This window comes from Streptomyces sp. AC1-42W (assembly GCF_003248355.1).
Lineage (GTDB): Bacteria > Actinomycetota > Actinomycetes > Streptomycetales > Streptomycetaceae > Streptomyces.
Window position 1 is genome coordinate 1,762,216 of the sequence record NZ_QKWY01000001.1, and the last position, 21,313, is coordinate 1,783,528.

General features: G+C 71.6%; 17 protein-coding genes. 12 read left to right on the forward strand and 5 right to left on the reverse strand.

The features are described from left to right. Nucleotides 1-9: 9 nt before the first annotated feature. From leuA to DNK56_RS07980, 7 genes are all read left to right on the forward strand, one after another. Nucleotides 10-1,797 carry a 2-isopropylmalate synthase gene (gene leuA, locus DNK56_RS07950; RefSeq protein WP_111331814.1) on the forward strand — a complete coding sequence of 596 codons (1,788 nt, stop codon included), beginning with the start codon at nt 10-12 and terminating at the stop codon, nt 1,795-1,797. Nucleotides 1,798-2,003: 206 nt separating this feature from the next. Then, nucleotides 2,004-2,681 carry a TerB family tellurite resistance protein gene (locus tag DNK56_RS07955; RefSeq protein ID WP_111331816.1) on the forward strand — a complete coding sequence of 226 codons (678 nt, stop codon included), beginning with the start codon at nt 2,004-2,006 and terminating at the stop codon, nt 2,679-2,681. Between the two features lie 157 nt (nt 2,682-2,838). Beyond that, nucleotides 2,839-4,944 carry an MMPL family transporter gene (locus DNK56_RS07960; protein ID WP_111331818.1) on the forward strand — a complete coding sequence of 702 codons (2,106 nt, stop codon included), beginning with the start codon at nt 2,839-2,841 and terminating at the stop codon, nt 4,942-4,944. Between the two features lie 32 nt (nt 4,945-4,976). Further along, nucleotides 4,977-6,287 carry a sensor histidine kinase gene (locus DNK56_RS07965; protein ID WP_111335583.1) on the forward strand — a complete coding sequence of 437 codons (1,311 nt, stop codon included), beginning with the start codon at nt 4,977-4,979 and terminating at the stop codon, nt 6,285-6,287. Next, entirely contained in the window at nt 6,284-6,967 is a 684-nt protein-coding gene (locus DNK56_RS07970) for a response regulator transcription factor (RefSeq protein WP_111331820.1), read from the forward strand. The genes DNK56_RS07965 and DNK56_RS07970 overlap by 4 nt, the downstream gene beginning before the upstream one ends. A gap of 58 nt (nt 6,968-7,025) precedes the next feature. After that, on the forward strand, nt 7,026-7,772 hold the full coding sequence (recO, locus tag DNK56_RS07975; protein WP_111331822.1) for a DNA repair protein RecO: 747 nt from the start codon (nt 7,026-7,028) through the stop codon (nt 7,770-7,772). A 21-nt stretch (nt 7,773-7,793) separates the two neighbouring features. Further along, complete coding sequence (locus DNK56_RS07980; RefSeq protein ID WP_111331824.1) at nt 7,794-8,612, forward strand: isoprenyl transferase; 819 nt, start codon at nt 7,794-7,796, stop codon at nt 8,610-8,612. 60 nt (nt 8,613-8,672) lie between these two features. Here DNK56_RS07980 and DNK56_RS07985 read toward each other — a convergent pair whose 3' ends face one another. The 4 genes from DNK56_RS07985 to DNK56_RS08000 all read right to left on the reverse strand — a co-directional run bounded on the left by DNK56_RS07985 (nt 8,673) and on the right by DNK56_RS08000 (nt 11,875). Continuing rightward, nucleotides 8,673-9,107: a Fur family transcriptional regulator gene (locus tag DNK56_RS07985; RefSeq protein ID WP_111331826.1), complete on the reverse strand. Its 435-nt coding sequence runs from the start codon at nt 9,105-9,107 to the stop codon at nt 8,673-8,675. Between the two features lie 70 nt (nt 9,108-9,177). Next, nucleotides 9,178-10,074 carry a metal ABC transporter permease gene (locus DNK56_RS07990; protein ID WP_111331828.1) on the reverse strand — a complete coding sequence of 299 codons (897 nt, stop codon included), beginning with the start codon at nt 10,072-10,074 and terminating at the stop codon, nt 9,178-9,180. Between the two features lie 2 nt (nt 10,075-10,076). Then, a complete protein-coding gene (locus DNK56_RS07995; RefSeq protein ID WP_111331831.1) occupies nt 10,077-10,859 on the reverse strand; it encodes a metal ABC transporter ATP-binding protein in 783 nt (260 codons plus the stop codon). A 56-nt stretch (nt 10,860-10,915) separates the two neighbouring features. Next, entirely contained in the window at nt 10,916-11,875 is a 960-nt protein-coding gene (locus DNK56_RS08000; protein ID WP_111331833.1) for a metal ABC transporter substrate-binding protein, read from the reverse strand. A gap of 146 nt (nt 11,876-12,021) precedes the next feature. On the opposite strand from DNK56_RS08000, the gene DNK56_RS08005 reads away from it, so the two are divergent. Both DNK56_RS08005 and DNK56_RS08010 read left to right on the forward strand, forming a co-directional pair. Beyond that, nucleotides 12,022-13,404, forward strand: coding sequence for a glycine--tRNA ligase (locus DNK56_RS08005; protein ID WP_111331836.1), 1,383 nt, complete (start codon nt 12,022-12,024; stop codon nt 13,402-13,404). Between the two features lie 251 nt (nt 13,405-13,655). Then, nucleotides 13,656-13,886 (forward strand): DUF6243 family protein, encoded by a 231-nt coding sequence (locus DNK56_RS08010; RefSeq protein WP_111331839.1) that lies wholly within the window; start codon nt 13,656-13,658, stop codon nt 13,884-13,886. A gap of 3 nt (nt 13,887-13,889) precedes the next feature. Here the strand turns inward: DNK56_RS08010 and DNK56_RS08015 are convergent, their stop codons facing one another. Continuing rightward, on the reverse strand, nt 13,890-15,362 hold the full coding sequence (locus DNK56_RS08015; protein WP_446750432.1) for an MFS transporter: 1,473 nt from the start codon (nt 15,360-15,362) through the stop codon (nt 13,890-13,892). Nucleotides 15,363-15,463: 101 nt separating this feature from the next. Here DNK56_RS08015 and DNK56_RS08020 point away from each other — a divergent pair, with 101 nt between their 5' ends. From DNK56_RS08020 to ppdK, 3 genes are all read left to right on the forward strand, one after another. Beyond that, nucleotides 15,464-16,354 carry an MmyB family transcriptional regulator gene (locus tag DNK56_RS08020; RefSeq protein ID WP_111331844.1) on the forward strand — a complete coding sequence of 297 codons (891 nt, stop codon included), beginning with the start codon at nt 15,464-15,466 and terminating at the stop codon, nt 16,352-16,354. Nucleotides 16,355-16,421: 67 nt separating this feature from the next. Continuing rightward, the gene (gene dusB / locus DNK56_RS08025; protein ID WP_111331846.1) at nt 16,422-17,570 is read left to right on the forward strand and encodes a tRNA dihydrouridine synthase DusB; all 1,149 of its coding nucleotides are present in this window, start codon (nt 16,422-16,424) and stop codon (nt 17,568-17,570) included. Nucleotides 17,571-18,121: 551 nt separating this feature from the next. Next, nucleotides 18,122-20,833: a pyruvate, phosphate dikinase gene (ppdK, locus tag DNK56_RS08030; RefSeq protein ID WP_111331848.1), complete on the forward strand. Its 2,712-nt coding sequence runs from the start codon at nt 18,122-18,124 to the stop codon at nt 20,831-20,833. Nucleotides 20,834-21,313: the final 480 nt, after the last annotated feature.

Consider the following 21,313-nt stretch of genomic DNA (forward strand, 5'->3'; position numbering starts at 1 on the left):
CCCAACGCCATGACCGAAGTCAATCCCGCCCGAACCCCCGCCCCGCACGCCGTCGGCCGGCCCACGCCGATCACCAACGCCACGGTGCTGCAGAAGCCGTCCGGGATGCCGGTCCACAAGTACGGCCGCTACGAGGCCGTGGACATCCCCGACCGCACCTGGCCCGAGAAGCGGATCACCAAGGCTCCCCGCTGGCTCTCCACGGACCTGCGCGACGGCAACCAGGCCCTGATCGACCCCATGTCGCCGGCCCGCAAGCGCGAGATGTTCGACCTGCTGGTGCGCATGGGGTACAAGGAGATCGAGGTCGGTTTCCCGTCCTCCGGCGAGACCGACTTCGCCTTCGTCCGCTCCATCATCGAAGAGGGCGCGATCCCCGAGGACGTGACGATCTCCGTCCTGACGCAGGCCCGTGAGGAACTGATCGAGCGCACCGTCGAATCGCTGCGCGGCGCCCACCGCGCCACCGTCCACCTGTACAACGCGACCGCCCCCACCTTCCGCCGCGTGGTCTTCCGCGGCTCCAAGGAGCAGGTCAAGCAGATCGCGGTGGACGGCACCCGGCTGGTCATGGAGTACGCCGACAAGATCCTGGGCGAGGAGACGGTCTTCGGCTACCAGTACAGCCCCGAGATCTTCACCGACACCGAGCTGGACTTCGCGCTGGAGGTCTGCGAGGCGGTCTGCGACGTGTGGCAGCCCGAGGAGGGCCGCGAGATCATCCTCAACCTGCCCGCCACCGTGGAGCGTTCGACGCCCTCCACGCACGCGGACCGGTTCGAGTGGATGTCGCGCCGGCTGTCGCGCCGCGAGTTCGTCTGCCTGTCCGTCCACCCGCACAACGACCGCGGCACCGCCGTCGCCGCCGCCGAGCTGGCCCTGATGGCCGGCGCGGACCGGATCGAGGGCTGCCTGTTCGGCCAGGGCGAGCGCACCGGCAACGTCGACCTGGTCACGCTGGGCATGAACCTGTTCTCGCAGGGCGTCGACCCGCAGATCGACTTCTCGCAGATCGACGAGATCCGCCGCACCAGCGAGTACTGCAACCAGATGGAGGTCCACCCGCGCCACCCCTACGCGGGCGACCTGGTCTACACCGCCTTCTCCGGCTCCCACCAGGACGCCATCAAGAAGGGGTTCGACGCCATGGAGGCCGACGCGGCCGCCCGGGGCAGGACCGTGGACGAGATCGAGTGGGCGGTCCCGTACCTGCCGATCGACCCGAAGGACGTCGGCCGCTCCTACGAGGCGGTCATCCGGGTCAACTCGCAGTCCGGCAAGGGCGGCATCGCGTACGTCCTCAAGAACGACCACAAGCTGGACCTGCCCCGCCGGATGCAGATCGAGTTCTCCCGGATCATTCAGGCCAAGACCGACGCCGAGGGCGGCGAGGTCACCCCGGTCCAGATCTGGAGCGTCTTCCAGGACGAGTACCTGCCCAACCCGGAGAACGCCTGGGGGCGCGTACAGATCCGCTCCGGCCAGAGCACCACGGGTTCCGACGGCCGGGACACGATCACCGTCGAGGCGACCGTGGACGGTGTGGACACCGTGCTGACCGGCACCGGCAACGGACCGATCTCCGCGTTCTTCGAAGCGCTGCAGGCCATCGGCATCGACGCCCGGCTGCTGGACTACACCGAGCACACCATGAGCGAGGGCGCCAGCTCGCAGGCCGCCTCGTACATCGAGTGCGTCATCGACGGAAAGGTGCTGTGGGGCATCGGCATCGACGCCAACACCACCCGCTCCTCGCTGAAGGCCGTCGTCTCCGCGGTCAATCGCGCCACCCGCTGAACCGGCGCACCCACGGCCCGAAGACGCGGGCCGACGGACCCCGCCCACCCGTTCCAGGGGGGCGGGGTTCGGCCATCTCCGGCCGGTTGTGACAGGCGGGGTGCTGACGACACCAGGTGGATGTGGTTAACATCACGTCGACACGGCAGTGTTGCCGGAGTGTGACGGAGGTGTGCGACGTGCGGTCAGCCCTGGGACAACGCGCCATGAAGCTGCGTATCTGCGGCATCCGTACGCTGTGGGACACCGTGGGCGACGGGGAGTTCTTCTGCCCCGGATGCGGCGGTGACCGCAACTACCGCCGCCTCACCGGACGGCGCCGCTTCGCCGTGCTCGGCGTGCCGCTGCTGCGGCGCGGCACCACGGGCCCGGTCGTCGCCTGCGCGGCCTGCGACCGGCACTTCGAGCCCGAGGCGCTCGACCACCCCACCACCACCCGGTTCTCCGCCATGCTCAGGGACGCCGTGCACACCGTGGCCCTCGGCGTCCTCGCGGCCGGCGGCAGCACCTCCCGTACGGTGCTGGAGACCGCCGTCGAGACGGTGCGCGGCGCAGGGTTCGAGGAGTGCACGGCCGAACAGCTCACCACCGTCGTCGAGGTGCTCTCCGCCGACATCGGCCACGGCTCCGCGTTCGACCCCGCGGCCGAGGCGTGCGGCGCGGCCCTCGCCATCGAACTCCACGAGGCGCTGGAACCGCTCGCCCCGCACCTCGCCCCCACCGGGCGTGAATCGATTCTGCTCCAGGGCGCCCGGATCGCCCTCGCGGACGGCGCGTACAGCACCGCCGAGCGCGAACTGCTGACCACGGTCGGCGGGGCGCTGCGCCTGCGCGCCGAGGACACCGTCCGGCTGCTCGACGCCGCGGCGCGCACGCCCTCCTGATCCCGCGCCTGCAACCGCCCGTTACTCCCCGAGGAGTAACGGACCCGCCGCGCCCTCCCGGGAAGTAGCCGCAAAGTCGGTCCCCGGCGCGACGTGAAGCCCCCGCCCCCACGGGAGTCTGGACACGACCGGACACCCGTACGAAAGGGGGGCCTCCATGAGGGGCGCAGGGCAGGGCAGTGGCGGAAGGGCCGTACGAGGGGCGGGCGGGTGGCGGCTGCTGCCCTGGGTGCTCGTCGCCCTCTGGGCCGCCGTACTGGCCCTCGCGGGCCCGCTCGCCGGTGAACTCGGGGGCGACCAGGTCAACCGGAACGTGGACTACCTCCCGGCGAGCGCCGACTCGACCCGGGCCGCCAAGATCCAGGACACCCTGCCCGGCGGCGAGTCCACCGACCTCGTCCTCGTCTACCACCGCGACGGCGGCCTCACCGCGGCCGACCGGGCCCTCGCCGCCCGGCAGACCGCCGAGGTGGCGAGCGCCCACACCCTGTCCGCGCCGCCGCACGCCGTACCGTCGAAGGACGGCACGACCCTGATGTACCCGCTCTCCACGACCGAACCCGGCCAGGACGACCGGGCGCGCGCCGCCTACGTGGACGACGTCCGCGCCGCGGTGCGCGGCGGCGACGGGCTGGAGGCCGAGGTCGGCGGCCCCGGAGCGCTGACCGTGGACGCCCAGGAGGTCTTCGAGTCGCTCGACGGGCCGCTGCTCTACACGACCGTCGCCGTCGTCGCGGTCCTGCTGATCGTCATCTACCGCAGCCCGCTGCTGTGGCTCGTCCCGCTCCTGGTCGCCGGCGCCGCCGACGTCCTGTCCATGGCCGTCGTCCACGGACTCCACGAGGGGTTCGGCCTCACGGTCACCGGCCAGAGCTCCGCCGTCATGACCATCCTCGTCTTCGGCGCCGGCACCGACTACGCCCTGCTGCTCGTCGCCCGCTACCGCGAGGAACTGGTCCGCGTCGAACGGCCCCACGAGGCCATGGCGGCGGCGCTGCGCGGCTGCGGACCCGCCGTCCTCGCCTCGTCCGGGACCGTCGCCGCCGGACTGCTCTGCCTGCTCGCCGCCGACCTCAACAGCAGCCGGGGCATGGGACCCATCGCCGCCGTCGGCGTGCTGTGCGCCCTCCTGGCGATGCTCACGCTGCTCCCGGCCGTCCTGGTCCTCCTCGGCCGCCGGGTCTTCTGGCCCCTCGTACCGGTGTACGGGGTCGAGCCGCGCCGCCGCCGCTCGCTGTTCGCCGCGATGGGCGGCTCCGCCGGGCGCCGGCCCGTCACCGTCCTCGTCTCCGGCGGGGTGCTGCTGGGCGCGCTGTCGCTCGGGGCGTTCAACCTGCCCGGCGCCCTCAAGCAGGAGGACTCCTTCACCAGCCGGCCCGACTCGATCGCCGCGATGGAGATCCTCGCCGACGCCTACCCGGGCCGCTCCAGCCAGCCGATCAGCGTGACCACACCCACCGAACAGGCCGCCGGCGCGCTCGCCCTGGCCCGGAGCACCGAAGGCGTCGCCGCCGCCGAACGCGGCCGCAGCGGCGGCGGCTGGACCGAACTCGTCGTCACCGCCGAGGCCCCGCCCGAGTCCGCCGGGGAACGGGCCACCCTGCTGGCCCTGCGCGACCGGCTGCCCGACAGCCACGTCGGCGGACCCGGCGCCCAGCAGATGGACATGGAGGCCGCCTGCGCCCGCGACCTGAAGGTCATCGTGCCGCTCGTCCTGCTCTCCGTCCTGCTGATCCTCATCGCCCTGCTGCGCAGCCTCGTCGCACCCCTGCTGCTCGTCGTCGCCGTCGTCGCGGTGTGGGGCGCCGCCCTCGGCATCGGCGGACTGCTCTTCGAACCGGTCCTCGGCCTGCGGGGCACCGACCCCGGACTCTCCCTGGTGTCCTTCGTCTTCCTGGTGGCCCTCGGCGTCGACTACGGCATCTTCCTGATGCACCGGGTCCGCGAGGAGGCCCGGAACGGCGCCGGACCCACCGAGGCCGCGCTCACCGCCCTGCGCACCACCGGCGGTGTCATCGCCTCGGCCGGTCTGGTGCTCGCCGCCACCTTCGCCGTCCTGACCAGCATGCCGATGGCGGCCCTCGTCGAGATGGGCTTCGTGATCGCGGTCGGCGTCCTCCTGGACACCTTCCTCGTCCGCACCTATCTGGTGACCTCCGCGAGCGTGGCGCTCGGACGCGCGATCTGGTGGCCGGGCGCCCTCTCCCGTACCGCGCCCCCCGCACCGGCGCCCCGCGAGCCCGCACCCGCCGAAGTCCCCTGACAGACCCCGCCCCCGTACCGGAGGATGGCGACGTGCCCCCAGCCACCGCAACGAGCCGCCGCGACCGCGTCATGGCCGTCGTCAACCGCGACCCCATGACGGCGCCGCACCGCACCCGCAACGACGCCCTGACCGCGCTGGCGTCCGCCGCGCTCTCGGCCGTTCTCACGCTCTGCTCGGACGGGGGCCGGACGCTCGGCGCGGCCGGCTGGGCGCTGCTGCTCGGCTGCTCCGTACCGCTCGTGTGGCGGCGGCGCGGGCCGCTGCGGGTGCTGCTGGCCATGGTGGTGCCGCTGGTGCTCTACCACGTCACCGAGGACCTGCACACGGCGGCGGTGCCGCCGGCCTGCATCGTGCTCTACACCGTGGCGGCCACCGGCCGTCCGCTGCGCACCCTGGGCGTCGGCATCGGCGTCACCTCCGTCGCCGTCGCGGTCGCACTCGGTATCAACGCCCACCACGGGTTCGAACTGCTGAGGATCTCCGGCTGGATCGTCGCCATCCTGTTCTGCGGCGTCGACGTGCGGTTCTACCGCCAGTACGTCGCCTCGATGCTGGAGCGCGCCGAACGCGCCGAGCGTACGCGGGAGGAGGAGGCCCGGCGCCGGGTCGCCGAGGAGCGGCTGCGCATCGCCCGCGACCTGCACGACCTGCTGGCCCACAGCATCACCCTCATCGGGGTCCAGACGTCGGTGGCCTCGCACATCCTGACCGTCGACCCGCAGCGCCTGGACCGTACGGCGATCGCCGCATCGCTGGACGACATCGCCGAGACCTGCCGGGAGGCCAGGGCGGAACTGCGCACCACCCTCCAGGTGCTGCGCGACACCGGCCGCGACGACGGCGCCGCGCAGGGGCCGCTGCCCGACCTGGCCGCCCTGCCCGGCCTGGTCCGGGCGGCGGAGACGGCCGGGGCCCGGGTCGACCTCCGGGTCCGCGTCCCCGAAGGCCGCCTCGCGCCGGTGACCGGGGCCGCCGCCTACCGGATCGTGCAGGAGTCCCTCACCAACGCCGTCCGCCACGCGGGCCCCGGCGTCCACATCACCGTCGCCATCGAACCGGCCGGCCCCGCCGGGCTGCGGGTCACGGTCAGCGACGACGGCACCGGCCCGGTGGACGACGGCGTCCCGCAGGGGTTCGGCATCGCCGGAATGCGGGAACGGGCCCGCAGCACCGGCGGCACCCTCACCGCCGCACCCCGGCCCGGCGGCGGCTTCGAGGTGTCGGCGCTGCTGCCCTGCCCGCCCGCGTCGCCGGGCAACCAGCGGGCACCCGAAGCCCCTCGAACGGATGACCGGACGCGTGACCACGCGCCGGCACGGGAAGCGGAGACCACCTCATGATCCGGGTACTGCTCGCGGACGACCAGACGCTCGTCCGGGCGGCCTTCGCGATGCTCATCGGCTCCGACCCGGAGATGGAGGTCGTCGGCGAGGCGGCCACCGGCCTCGAAGCGGTCGCGCTGGCCCGGTCCGCCCGCGCCGACCTCGTCGTCATGGACATCCGGATGCCCGAACTCGACGGCATCGAGGCCACCCGCCGCATCGCCGCCGACGAGGACCTGGCCGGAGTGAAGGTCCTCGTCCTCACCACGTACGACACCGACGACCACATCCTCGACGCGCTCCGCGCCGGGGCCTCCGGCTTCCTGGTCAAGGACACCCGGCCCGCCGAGCTGCTCGCCGCCATCCGCACCGTGGCGGCCGGCGAGTCCCTGCTCTCGCCCGGCCCCACCGCCCGGCTGATCGCCCGCGTCCTCAGCGCCCCGAGCGCCCCGGCCGGGCCCGGCCCCGAGGCCCTCGGCATGCTCTCCGAGCGCGAGTGCCAGGTGCTCGCCCTGGTCGCGCGCGGGCTCAACAACACCGGGATCGCCGAGAGCCTGGGCCTCAGTCCGCTCACCGCCAAGACCCACGTCAGCCGGATCATGGGCAAGCTCGGCGCCCGCGACCGGGCCCAGCTGGTCATCGCCGCCTACGAATCGGGCCTGGTCGTGCCCGCGGGCGGGGGCGCGGCGGGAAACTGAGCGCACCGGTTCGCGGGGGCGGGCCCGGCGCACCGGCCGCGTACCGGACAATGGACGCATGAGCTTGTTCCGGGACGACGGCGTGGTGCTGCGCACGCAGAAGCTGGGCGAGGCCGACCGGATCATCACGCTGCTGACCCGGGGCCACGGCCGGGTGCGGGCCGTCGCGCGCGGCGTGCGCCGCACCAAGTCCAAGTTCGGGGCCCGGCTCGAACCGTTCTCCCATGTGGACGTGCAGTTCTTCGCGCGCGGCAGCGAGCTCGTCGGGCGCGGGCTGCCGCTGTGCACCCAGAGCGAGACCATCGCCCCGTACGGCGGCGGGATCGTCACCGACTACGGGCGCTACACCGCGGGCACGGCCATGCTGGAGACCGCCGAGCGCTTCACCGACCACGAGGGCGAACCCGCCGTCCAGCAGTACCTGCTGCTGGTGGGCGGGCTGCGCACGCTGGCCAGGGGCGAGCACGCGCCGCATCTGATCCTGGACGCCTTTCTGCTGCGCTCCCTCGCCGTCAACGGCTACGCCCCCAGCTTCGACGACTGCGCGCGCTGCGGACTGCCCGGCCCGAACCGTTTCTTCTCCGTGGCGGCGGGCGGCGTGGTGTGCGGCGACTGCCGGGTGCCCGGGAGCGTCGTACCCTCGGCTGAGGCCGTCGCCCTGCTGAGCGCCCTGCTCACCGGCGACTGGGAGACGGCCGACGCGTGCGAGGCGCGTCATGTCAGGGAGGGGAGCGGGCTGGTGTCCGCGTATCTGCACTGGCATCTGGAGCGCGGGCTGCGTTCACTGCGGTACGTAGAGAAGTGACACAGGGAGACTGAGAAGCTCATGGCAGTACGCGGGATGCTCGGCGGCCGAAACCGGCGCGACTACAAGACCCCGGAGCCGCACCCCTCCGGTGCCACGCCGCCGAAGATCCCCGGTGAGCTGGTGCCCAAGCACGTCGCCATCGTGATGGACGGCAACGGCCGCTGGGCCAAGGAGCGCGGCCTGCCCCGCACCGAGGGGCACAAGGTCGGCGAGGGCGTCGTCATGGACGTGCTCAAGGGCTGCATCGAGATGGGCGTCAAGAACCTCTCGCTGTACGCCTTCTCGACGGAGAACTGGAAGCGGTCCCCGGAGGAGGTGAAGTTCCTGATGAACTTCAACCGGGACGTGATCCGCCGCCGCCGTGACGAGATGGACGAGCTGGGCATCCGCATCCGCTGGGTGGGCCGCATGCCCAAGCTGTGGAAGTCCGTCGTCCAGGAGCTCCAGGTCGCCCAGGAGCAGACCAAGGACAACGACAGGATGACGCTGTACTTCTGCGTCAACTACGGCGGCCGGGCCGAGATCGCGGACGCCGCGCAGCGCATCGCGCAGGACGTCGCCGCCGGCCGGCTCGACCCGTCGAAGGTCAACGAGAAGACGTTCGCGAAGTACATCTACTACCCGGACATGCCGGACGTCGACCTGTTCGTGCGCCCCAGCGGCGAGCAGCGCACTTCGAACTACCTGATCTGGCAGAGCGCGTACGCCGAGATGGTCTTCCAGGACGTGCTGTGGCCGGACTTCGACCGCCGGGACCTGTGGCGCGCCTGCCTGGAGTTCGCCCAGCGCGACCGCCGCTTCGGCGGCGCCGAGGAGGTCGCCGCCTCCGGCAGCTGACCGGACGGCCGACGGGCCCGGCGGGGGTGTCCCCGCCGGGCCCGTCCTGTTCCTCCCGGCCTACTTCCCGGCGCTCGCGCAGTCCGCGCAGGTGCCGAACACCTCGACCGTGTGCGCCACGTTGACGAAGCCGTGCTGTGCGGCGATGGTCTCCGACCACTGTTCGACGGCGGGGCCCTCGACCTCGACCGCCTTGCCGCACACGCGGCAGACCAGATGGTGGTGGTGCTCGCCGGTCGAGCAGCGCCGGTAGACGGACTCGCCCTCCGTGGTGCGCAGGACGTCCACCTCACCGGCGTCGGCCAGGGACTGCAGGGTGCGGTAGACCGTCGTCAGCCCGACCGAGTCCCCGCGGTGCTTGAGGACGTCGTGCAGCTCCTGGGCGCTGCGGAACTCGTCCACCTCGTCGAGTGCCGCCGCGACGGCCGCCCGCTGCCGGGTCGAGCGGCCGCGTACCGGAGCCGCGTTCGTTCCACTGATCGGCGCCGTCGCCACAGGAGCCTCCTCGTGTCGCCCGTACATCTGTCGGGCCATTGTGCCAGCCCGGCCCCGCCCGGTGGGGCGGTCAGACGCGGACGTCGTCCGGGGAGGGGCGGGCCGCCGGTACCTCCAGGGTGCACCCGTCCGCGGCGGCGGCCTCGCCCCGGCGGGCCCGGCGGCGGGCCAGCGGACCGGCCAGCAGGGTCAGGACGACGAAGACGGCGATGGCCAGCAGCACGATCGTCGCGCCCGGCGGGACCTCCTGGTAGTACGAGGTGATGGTGCCGGACAGGGTGACGCCGACACCGATGACGACGGCCAGCACGAAGGTCACCTTGAACGACCGGGTGATCTGCTGCGCGGCGGCGACCGGGACCACCATCAGGGCGCTGACCAGCAGCAGCCCGACGACCCGCATCGCGACCGTGACGGTGACCGCGGCGGTGACCGCGACCAGCAGGTTCAGCAGGCGCACCGGCAGCCCGGTCACCCGCGCGAACTCCTCGTCCTGGCTGACCGCGAACAGCTGGCGCCGCAGCCCCAGCGTCACCAGCAGCACGAACGCGGCGAGCAGCGAGATCGCGGTGATGTCCTCGGGGGCGACGGTGGCCAGCGAGCCGAAGAGGTAGGAGGTGAGGTTGGCGTTGGAGCCGGTGTCGGACAGGTTGATCAGCAGGACACCGCCCGCCATGCCGCCGTAGAAGAGCATGGCCAGCGCGATGTCGCCGCGGGTGCGGCCGTACCAGCGGATCAGCTCCATGACGACGGCGCCCGCGACGGCGACGCCGGTGGCCATCCAGACCGGGCTGGTGGAGAGCAGGAAGCCGAGGCCGACGCCGGTCATCGCGATGTGGCCGATGCCGTCGCCCATCAGGGCCTGCCGGCGCTGCACCAGGTAGACGCCGACGGCGGGGGCGATGACGCCGACGAGCACGGCGGCGATCAGGGCCCGCTGCATGAAGGGAGGGTCGAGGAATTCCATGGTCAGCTCAGCAGTCCCGTCCGGACGGGCTCGGAAGCCGCGTGGGGGTGTACGTGGTCGTGGCCGGGCAGGGCGTGCTGCCCGACGGCCTTCGGGGGCGGTCCGTCGTGCAGGACGCAGCCGTCGCGGAGCACGACCGCCCGGCCGATCAGGGGCTCCAGCGGGCCCAGCTCGTGCAGGACGAGCAGCACGGTGGTGCCGGCGGCGACCTGCTCGCGCAGCGTGTCGGCGAGGATCTCCTGGCTGGCCAGGTCCACGCCCGCCATCGGCTCGTCCATGATCAGGAGCTCGGGTTCGGCGGCGAGGGCGCGGGCGATGAGCACGCGCTGGTGCTGGCCGCCGGAGAGGGCGTCCACCGAGTCCCCGGCCCGGTCGGCGAGGCCGACGAGTGCGATGGCGCGGTCGACGGCGGCGCGGTCGGCCCGGCGGGGGATGCGCAGCCGGGTGCGGGAGAGCCGCCCGGCGGAGACGACCTCGCGGATCGTGGCGGGCACCCCGCCGGCCGCCGTGGTGCGCTGCGGTACGTAGCCGACCCTGGCCCAGGAGCGGAAGCGGCGCAGCGGGGTGCCGAAGAGTTCGACGGTGCCGCCGGTGAGCGGGACCTGGCCGATGACGGAGCGGACGGCGGTGGACTTGCCGGAGCCGTTGGCGCCGAGCAGGGCGACGACCTCGCCCCGGCGCACGGTCAGGTCGATGCCGCGCAGTACGGGGCGCGCGCCGAGGACGGCGGTGGCGTCGCGGACGGCGATGACGGGTTCGCGGTCGGGGGTGCGGGGCTCGGGCATGAGCGCCTCCGGTGCTGCTGCGCGGGTGGATCGGGTGGGTGCGGTGCGGTCGTCGCTCACTTCGCGCCGAGTGCCGTGCGCAGGGCGGCGAGGTTGGACTTCATGACCTCGATGTAGTCATCGCCCTTGGACGCCTCGGTGATTCCCTCCAGCGGGTCCAGGACGTCGGTGCGCAGTCCGGTGTCGCGGGCGACGGTCCTCGCGGTCTTGTCGCTGGCCAGGGTCTCGAAGAAGACGGTGGTGACCTTCTCCTTCTCGGCGATGGAGTGCAGCTTGCTGATGCGGGCGGGGCTGGGCTCGGCCTCGGGGTCGATGCCGGCGATGCCCTCCTGGGTGAGCCCGTAGCGTTCGGCGAGGTAGCCGAAGGCGGAGTGGGTGGTGATGAAGGTCCGGGTCTCGGTGTTCTTCAGACCGGTACGGTACGCGGTGTCCAGCGCGCCCAGCTCCGCGACCAGCGCGTCGGTGTTCTCGCGGTAGTCCGCGGCGTGGTCCGGGTCGGTCTTCTCCAGGGACTTGCCGACGCCCTCGGCGACCTCGGCGTAGCGCACCGGGTCCAGCCAGATGTGCGGGTCGGCGCCCGCTCCGTCGCCCTTGTGCTCGTGGGCGTGCTCGTCGTCGCCGTGGTCGTGGCCGCCGACCTCCGCGCCGTGGTCCTCCAGCGTGGTCAGCGTCGCGGCGTCGAGGGTGTGGGGGGCCTCGGAGAGCTTGACCGCCTCGTCGACGGCGGGCTGGATGCCCTTGAGGTACAGGATCAGGTCGGCGTCGCTCAGGCCGCCTATCTGACGGTAGGTGAGCTCCAGGTCGTGGGGTTCCACGCCGGGCTTGGTCAGGCCGGTGACCTCGACGTGCTCGCCGCCTATGCGTTCGGCCAGGAACTGCATGGGATAGAAGGACGCCACCACGTCCAGCTTGCCGCCGTTCTCGTGCGCGGAGCCGTCCGGGGAGGAGCAGGCGGTGAGACCGAGGAGGACGGCGCCGGTGACGGCGGCGACGGGTATGAGGCGGCGTACGTTCATGACAGTCATTTTCAACAAAGGTGGAAACGATTGTCAACAAGCGGGGTTCGCCTCCGGGACCGATACCGATTTGATCGAAGGGCAGTGCCCGCCGGTAATCTGGGCCATTAGCCCGCACGTTCCGTCGTCGTAATGAAGAGAGCACCGTGGCCGCCGACAAGATCGACACCATCGTCAGCCTGAGCAAGCGCCGTGGCTTCGTCTACCCCTGCAGTGAGATCTACGGCGGTCAGAAGGCCGCCTGGGACTACGGGCCGCTGGGTGTCGAGCTCAAGGAGAACCTCAAGCGCCAGTGGTGGCGCTACATGGTCACCTCCCGCGAGGACGTGGTCGGTCTCGACTCGTCGGTCATCCTGGCCCCCGAGGTGTGGGTGGCCTCCGGCCACGTCGCCACGTTCTCCGACCCGCTGACCGAGTGCACCTCCTGCCACAAGCGCTACCGCGCGGACCACCTGGAGGAGGCGTACGAGGAGAAGCACGGCAAGGCGCCGGCCAACGGCCTCGCCGACCTGAACTGCCCCAACTGCGGCAACAAGGGCACCTTCACCGAGCCCAAGCAGTTCTCGGGCCTGCTCTCCACCCACCTCGGCCCCACCCAGGACTCCGGCTCGGTCGCCTACCTGCGCCCCGAGACCGCCCAGGGCATCTTCACCAACTTCTCCCAGGTGCAGACCACCTCGCGCAAGAAGCCCCCGTTCGGCATCGCGCAGATGGGCAAGTCCTTCCGCAACGAGATCACTCCGGGCAACTTCATCTTCCGCACGCGCGAGTTCGAGCAGATGGAGATGGAGTTCTTCGTCAAGCCGGGCGAGGACGAGGAGTGGCAGGAGTACTGGATGCAGCAGCGCTGGAACTGGTACACCGGCCTCGGCATGCGCGAGGAGAACATGCGGTGGTTCGAGCACCCGCAGGAGAAGCTCTCCCACTACTCCAAGCGCACCGCCGACATCGAGTACCGCTTCCGCTTCGGCGGCAGCGAGTGGGGTGAGCTGGAGGGCGTCGCCAACCGCACCGACTACGACCTCACGGCCCACTCCAAGGCGTCCGGCACCGACCTCTCCTACTTCGACCAGGAGAAGGGCGAGCGCTACACCCCGTACGTCATCGAGCCGGCGGCCGGTGTCGGCCGCGCGATGCTGGCCTTCCTCCTCGACGCCTACAACGAGGACGAGGCGCCGAACGCCAAGGGCGTCATGGAGAAGCGCGCCGTGATGCGCCTGGACCCGCGCCTGGCGCCGGTCAAGGTCGCGATCCTCCCGCTCTCCCGCAACGCCCAGCTCTCGCCGAAGGCCAAGGGCCTGGCCGCCGACCTCCGGCAGAACTGGAACATCGAGTTCGACGACGCGGGCGCCATCGGCCGCCGCTACCGCCGCCAGGACGAGATCGGTACGCCGTTCTGCGTCACCGTCGACTTCGACACGCTGGACGACAACGCGGTCACCGTCCGCGAGCGCGACACGATGAAGCAGGAGCGCGTGTCCCTGGACCAGATCCAGGGCTACCTCGCCACCCGCCTGATCGGCTGCTGACGGCCGCACCCGCCGTACGAAACCCCCGCTCCGCCCCCGCGGCGGAGCGGGGGTTTCGCACGCCGTACGCGGCACAGCGCGCCCGGCGCCGGAAAACCGGGTGAGGACGGGGAGCGGCGTGGGTACGGTCTTGCCCATGCACACGTTCTTCCAGATCTACGAGTGAGCGCGTGGCGGGCCCGACCACCCGCCGCCCCCCGGATCGATCAAGGTCACGAAGACCTCACTGAGACCAGGAACGGGAGAACCCCATGGCCAAGAGCCGCAACAACCTTCTCGGCGTCGGCGGACAGCGCAAGAAGCTGTCCCGCGCGGGCGCGCAGGGCGCCGGCCCGGCGGGCGAGGCGGACCGCCGCAGCGCCGCCGACCAGAAGCAGGAACTGCTCCGCCGGATGCGGGAGCGCGCGGCCGCCCCGACCACCGACGCCCCGGAGACCCCCGAGACGGACACCCCCACCGAGGAAGCCCCGGCCCAGGACTGACGCTCATCCCACCTCGCGTGGCAGACGCAGGCTCAGCGCGGCCGTCAGGGCCACCGCCCCCAACTGCACCAGCAGCGTGACGATCAACGCGTCACGCATGCCCGAACCGGGCACCAGGGACAGGAACAGGGAGCCGAGCGTCGCCACGCCGAGGGTGAGCGTCGCCTGCTGGGTCGTCGTCATCACACCGCCGCCCACACCGGCCCGCTCCGGCGGCACGTCCGACAGGATGATGCGGAAGATCACCGGCAGCTGGAGGCCCTGCCCGAAACCGGCGACCGCCATTCCGGGCAGCAGGCCCGCCATCCCCAGGTCCGGCCAGCCCCGCCACACCGTCAGCGCCAGCACCGCGACCCCGGCCCCCTGGATCAGCCCGCCGGCCGTCACGACCCGGCTGCCGTACCGCCGCACGAGCCGGGGGCCGGCCAGCGAGGCCGCGAAGAACGCCACCGCCATCGGGGCCATCGACAGACCCGACTCCGCGGGGCCCAGCCCGAGACCCTGCTGGAGCGCCACCGCGATGACGAACATGAAGCCGCCGAAGCCCACCGAGAACGGCACCACCAGTGCCAGCCCGCGCCGCAGCGACTCCAGCCGCAGCAGACTCGGCGGCACCAGCGGGACCGCTCCGCGCCGGTCCGCCCGCCGCTCCACCCGGTAGAACGCCACCGCCACGACCGGGAACAGCGCCAGCGACACCCAGGTCCACAGCGGCCAGCCTGCCGCCCGCCCCTCGGTGAGCGGCGCCAGCAGCGTCAGCAGCGACGCGGCGAGCAGCAGCGTCCCCGGTACGTCGACGGGCGCGGGCCGGTCCGCCCGCGTCTCCGGCACCGCACGCGCCGCGAGCACCAGACCGACCGCCGCGACGGGCACGTTGACCAGGAACACCGAGCGCCACCCCGCGCTCTCGCCGAACACCGAGGACAGCGGCGCGGCGGCCACCAGCGCCCCGCCCAGGATCTGGCCCGCGACCATGGCGAGCCCGGCGGTCGCCCCGTACAGGCTCATCGCCCTGGCCCTGCGGTGCCCGGAGGTGGCCGCCTGGATGGTGGCCAGCACCTGCGGCAGCATCAGCGCGGCCGCCGCGCCCTGCGCCACCCGCGCCCCGACCAGGGACCAGGCGTTCGGGGCGAGACCGCAGGCCAGCGAGGTGAGCCCGAAGGCCGCGATGCCGGTCAGGAACAGCCGGCGTCGGCCCGCCATGTCACCCAGCCGCCCGCCGAGCACCAGCAGCACGGCGTACGCGAGTCCGTAGCCCGCGACGACCAGCTCCAGCAGGGCGGGTCCCGCCGCCAGGTCGTGGTCGATGGTGGGCAGGGCCACATTGACGATGAAGAAGTCGATCAGGGGAAGGGCCGCGCCCAGCAGCACCGTGAACAGGCCCAGGGTGCCGAGCACCGGGGCGGGATGGTCGTGCCGCGCCACCGGGGCGGCCGGGGCGCTCGCCGTTGTCGTCCGTACAGAGGATTCACTCACGCCACCGACGATCGCCCGCCCCTCAGCCTGGTACCAGAGTGTCTTTATCCTGGTACAACTACCACCTGGCACAGCGCCCGTCCGACCCGCACGCTGGAGGAATGACGACGATGGCGACGCCGGCCGCGCTCAGGGCCGCCCCCGGGGGCAGCGAGCCCGACATCCGGCGGCACGAACTGGCGAACTTCCTGCGCAGCCGCCGCGAACGGATCACCCCGGAACAGGTCGGCCTCGTCCGGGGCCGCCGCCGGCGCACTCCCGGACTGCGCCGCGAGGAGGTCGCCCAGCTCTCCGCCGTCGGCGTCACCTGGTACACCTGGCTCGAACAGGCCCGCGACATCCAGGTCTCGCCCCAGGTCCTCGACGCGCTCGCCCGCGCGCTGCTCCTGGACCGCAGCGAGCGCAGCCACCTCTTCTCGCTGGCCGGCGCCATCGACCCCGCGCCGGGCACCGAGTGCCCGCACATCACCCCGGCGCTGCGGACCATGCTGCGGCAGCTGGAGCCGATCCCCGCCTGTGTGCAGAACAGCCGGTACGACATCCTCGCCCACAACCGCACGTACGGGCGGCTGCTCTGCGACATGGACGCGGTGGCGCCCGAGGACCGCAACGTCATGCTGCTCGCCCACACCAACGAGCAGTGGCGCACCTCCGTCATGGACACCGCGGAGGTGACCCGCTTCATCACCGCCAAGTTCCGCGCGGCGATGGCCGACCACCTCGCCGAGCCCGCCTGGAAGGAACTGCTGGCCCGCCTGGAGGCGGCCTCGCCGGAGTTCCGCGAGAACTGGGCCCGGCACGAGGTCGTCGGGGCCGGCGGCCGGTCCAAGGTCTTCCGCAACGCCTGGGTGGGGCTGCTGCGCGTGGAGACCACCGACCTCTGGCTCGGCCCGGCGGCCGGCCCTCGCCTGGTCACCTACGCGCCCCGCGACGAGGAGACCCAGGAACGCCTGGAACGCCTTCTGGACCTGGTCCGCGCCGGGGAGAGCTGAGCCCCTTCTCCCGGGCCGGACGCGACCGGCCCGGGAGCAGTCGTCCGGGTACGGGACAATGGGGGTCATGACCACGCTCGCCCCCTCGCCCTCGCTGCTCCGCATCGGCCCGCACACCGTGCAGCCGCCGGTGGTCCTCGCGCCCATGGCCGGGATCACCAACGCCCCGTTCCGCACGCTGTGCCGGGAGTTCTCGGGCGGCAAGGGGCTGTTCGTCAGCGAGATGATCACCACGAGGGCCCTGGTCGAGCGCAACGAGAAGACCATGCAGCTCATCCACTTCGACGCGAGCGAGACCCCGCGCTCCATCCAGCTGTACGGAGTGGACCCGGAGACGGTCGGCAAGGCGGTCAGCATGATCGTCGACGAGAACCTCGCCGACCACATCGACCTCAACTTCGGCTGCCCGGTCCCCAAGGTCACCCGCAAGGGCGGCGGCTCCGCCCTCCCGTACAAGCGACCGCTGCTGCGCGCCATCCTGCACGAGGCCGTCTCGCGGGCCGGGGACCTGCCGGTCACCATCAAGATGCGCAAGGGCATCGACGACGACCACCTCACCTACCTCGACGCCGGCCGGATCGCCGTCGAGGAGGGCGTGACGGCGGTCGCCCTGCACGGCAGGACCACCGCGCAGCACTACGGCGGCACCGCCGACTGGGACGCCATCGCCCGCCTCAAGGAGCACGTCCCGGAAATCCCGGTGCTCGGCAACGGCGACATCTGGTGCGCGGACGACGCCCTGCGGATGATGCGCGAGACCGGCTGCGACGGTGTGGTCGTGGGGCGCGGCTGCCTCGGCCGGCCGTGGCTCTTCGGTGACCTGGTCAGCGCGTTCGAGGGCACGGAGACCAGGCAGGCGCCCACGCTGCGCACCGTCGCCGGGGTGATGCTGCGCCACGCGACCCTGCTCGGGGAGTGGATCGGCGACGAGGCCCGCGGCGTGATCGACTTCCGCAAGCACGTCGCCTGGTACCTCAAGGGCTTCGCGGTCGGCTCGGAGATGCGCAAGAAGCTGGCGATCACCTCCTCGCTGGAGGAGCTGGGCTCCCAGCTCCAGGAGCTGGACCTGGACCAGCCGTGGCCGGACGGCGCCGACGGGCCGCGCGGGCGCACCTCGGGCAACAACAGGGTGGCCCTGCCGGACGGCTGGCTGAAGGACCCGTACGACTGCACGGGCGTGAGCGCCGACGCGGAGCTGGACACCTCCGGCGGCTGACGAACCGCCCGCGCGAGCGGGGCACTGGGTGCCCCCACGTGCATCCTGCTCATTTGAGCGCTTGCAGGGTCGATATTCAGGCTTCCCGACCTTGAATCGATGCTCTGTGCAAGCGTATGCACGTAAACGGTGACCGTGTGTGGTCGATCTGTATGCGCTGCGTCAACACAAGGGTGTCCGGATGGTGACATCTGAGCGGCCTCTTGGGAGTGATTCTCGCCACCTTGAGATGGTTGACGCTCACATGAGCGCAAAAACGGGGGCTGCACTTCTCAAAGGGTGGCACTGGGTGCCAAGGGATCGTACTTTGATCGATCGACGCTTCGACTACTTTCAGCCACCGATTCGCGGCCTCCGAGGGACATGGCGTCATCCTGTGTACGACTTCTGAACACGACGCTTCCCAGGGCCGAAACGGGCTTCACTTTCGATCTGCTGGCGGACGGGTGGTTGCGGCCGTACGACGCGCAAGTGGACGTACCCACGCACCTTCGATCTGGGTATGTTCCTCGCCGTCAGGGCAGCCACCGCGTCTTCGAGGAGTCGAGACCGTGTCGGAAAACAAAGATGTGCAGAAGTTCGTCTACGACTTCACCGAAGGCAACAAGGATCTGAAGGACCTGCTCGGCGGGAAGGGGGCCAACCTCGCCGAGATGACCAACCTCGGTCTCCCCGTGCCCCCCGGCTTCACGATCACCACCGAGGCATGCAAGGTCTACCTGGACAGCGGTGCCGAGCCGGCGGCGCTCCGCGACGAGGTGAGTGCGCACCTCGACGCGCTGGAGGCCCGGATGGGCAAGAAGCTCGGCCAGGCCGACGACCCGCTGCTGGTCTCCGTCCGCTCCGGCGCCAAGTTCTCCATGCCCGGCATGATGGACACGGTCCTCAACATCGGGCTCTCCGACGCCTCCGTCGTGGGCCTGGCCCAGCAGTCCGGTGACGAGCGGTTCGCGTGGGACTCCTACCGCCGGCTCATCCAGATGTTCGGCAAGACCGTGCTCGGGGTGGACGGCGACCTCTTCGAGGAGGCGCTGGAGGAGGCCAAGGCGGCCAAGGGCGTCACGGTGGACGTGGACCTGGACGCGGCCGACCTGAAGAAGCTGGTCAAGCAGTTCAAGAAGATCGTCGCCCGCGACGCAGGCCGCGACTTCCCGCAGGACGCGCGCGAGCAGATGGACCTCGCCATAAAGGCGGTCTTCGACTCGTGGAACACGGACCGGGCCAAGCTCTACCGCCGCCAGGAGCGCATCCCCGGCGACCTCGGCACCGCCGTCAACGTCTGCTCCATGGTCTTCGGCAACCTCGGCCCCGACTCCGGTACGGGCGTCGCCTTCACCCGTGACCCGGCCAGCGGCCACCAGGGCGTGTACGGCGACTACCTCCAGAACGCGCAGGGCGAGGACGTCGTCGCGGGCATCCGCAACACCGTGCCGCTCGCCGATCTGGAGGCGATCGACAAGAACTCGTACGACCAGCTGCTCAAGATCATGGAGACGCTGGAGACCCACTACAAGGACCTCTGCGACATCGAGTTCACCATCGAGCGCGGGCACCTGTGGATGCTCCAGACCCGGGTCGGCAAGCGCACCGCCGGCGCCGCCTTCCGCATCGCGACCCAGCTGGTGGACCAGGGCCTGATCGACGAGGCCGAAGCCCTCCAGCGGGTCAACGGCGCCCAGCTCGCGCAGCTGATGTTCCCGCGCTTCGACGACACCGCCAAGACCCAGCGGCTCGGCCGGGGCATCGCCGCCTCGCCCGGCGCGGCGGTCGGCAAGGCGGTCTTCGACTCGTACACCGCCGTCAAGTGGTCCCGGTCCGGCGAGAAGGTCATCCTCATCCGCCGCGAGACCAACCCGGACGACCTGGACGGCATGATCGCCGCCGAGGGCATCCTCACCTCGCGCGGCGGCAAGACCTCGCACGCCGCCGTCGTCGCGCGCGGCATGGGCAAGACCTGTGTCTGCGGCGCCGAGGAGATCGAGGTGGACACCAAGCGCCGGCGCCTCACGGTCGGCGACATCGTCGTGGAGGAGGGCGACCTCGTCTCCGTGGACGGCTCCACCGGCAAGGTGTACCTGGGCGAGGTCCCCGTCGTACCGTCCCCGGTCGTCGAGTACTTCGAGGGCCGGATGCACGCGGGCGCCGACGACGCCGACGAGCTGGTCGCCGCCGTGCACCGGATCATGGCGTACGCGGACCGGGTGCGCCGGCTGCGGGTGCGGGCCAACGCGGACAGCGCGGAGGACGCCCTGCGGGCCCGCCGCTTCGGCGCCCAGGGCATCGGCCTGTGCCGCACCGAGCACATGTTCCTCGGCGAGCGCCGCGAGATGGTCGAGAAGCTGATCCTGGCCGACACCGACAAGGAGCGCGAGGCCGCCCTGGAGCAGCTGCTGCCGCTCCAGAAGGCCGACTTCATCGAGCTGTTCGAGGCGATGGACGGACTGCCGGTCACCGTACGGCTGCTGGACCCGCCGCTGCACGAGTTCCTGCCCGACATCACCGAGCTGTCGGTACGGGTCGCGCTCGCCGAGTCCCGCAAGGACGCCAACGAGAACGACCTGCGGCTCCTGCAGGCGGTGCACAAGCTGCACGAGCAGAACCCGATGCTCGGGCTGCGCGGGGTCCGGCTCGGCCTGGTCATCCCCGGCCTGTTCGCCATGCAGGTGCGGGCCATCGCCGAGGCGGCCGCCGCCCGCAAGAACGCCAAGGGCGACCCCCGCGCCGAGATCATGATCCCGCTCGTCGGCACGGTCCAGGAGCTGGAGATCGTCCGCGAGGAGGCCGACCGGGTCATCGCCGAGGTGCAGGCCGCCACCGGCACCGACCTCAAGCTGAAGATCGGCACCATGATCGAGCTGCCGCGCGCCGCGCTGACGGCCGGGCAGATCGCGGAGGCGGCCGAGTTCTTCTCCTTCGGCACCAACGACCTCACCCAGACGGTCTGGGGCTTCTCCCGCGACGACGTGGAGGCGTCCTTCTTCACCGCCTACCTGGAGAAGGGCATCTTCGGGGTCTCGCCGTTCGAGACGATCGACAAGGACGGCGTCGGCTCGCTGGTCAAGAGCGCCGTCGCGGCCGGCCGGGCCACCCGCCCCGATCTCAAGCTCGGCATCTGCGGGGAGCACGGCGGCGACCCGGAGTCGGTGCACTTCTTCCACGAGGCCGGTCTCGACTACGTCTCCTGCTCGCCGTTCCGCATTCCGGTGGCGCGTCTGGAGGCGGGCCGGGCGGCGGCCGGGCCGCGGGCCAGCGACAGCCGCTGAGGCGGCACACCCACCGATTCCGCGCGGCCGGCCGACCCACCCTCACCGGGCCGGCCGCGCGGAATTCCGGCGGCGGCGGCACCCTGTGCGGGGGTGCCGCCGCCTTGTCGTGCGGGGCGGCACCGGCAACGGGTTGTCATGTCCCTGGAAATCGGGATGTCGGGCGGATGGCGGGCGCCCATTGCTTCGTTTAATGCGCAAAGAAAACTAGCTGAACGGACCGGGGTGCGGCCCGCCGATCCCCATCGGCGGGCCGCACCCGGCTTACCCCCATCGAGTGCGGAGCCGCACCATTGCCAACCGCCGCCGAACGAGCAAAACCCCCCACGGCCTTCGCTCGCTCTTCCGGTGGCTCCGGAATCGCACCCGACGACGTACAGCTTTTCGTCCGGTGGCGGTCCGGGGCGAGGCGTTTCACCTCTGGCCGAAACCCCGTGGTGACGTGCTGTTACGATTCGCATACTCTTGCGAGGGGGTAAT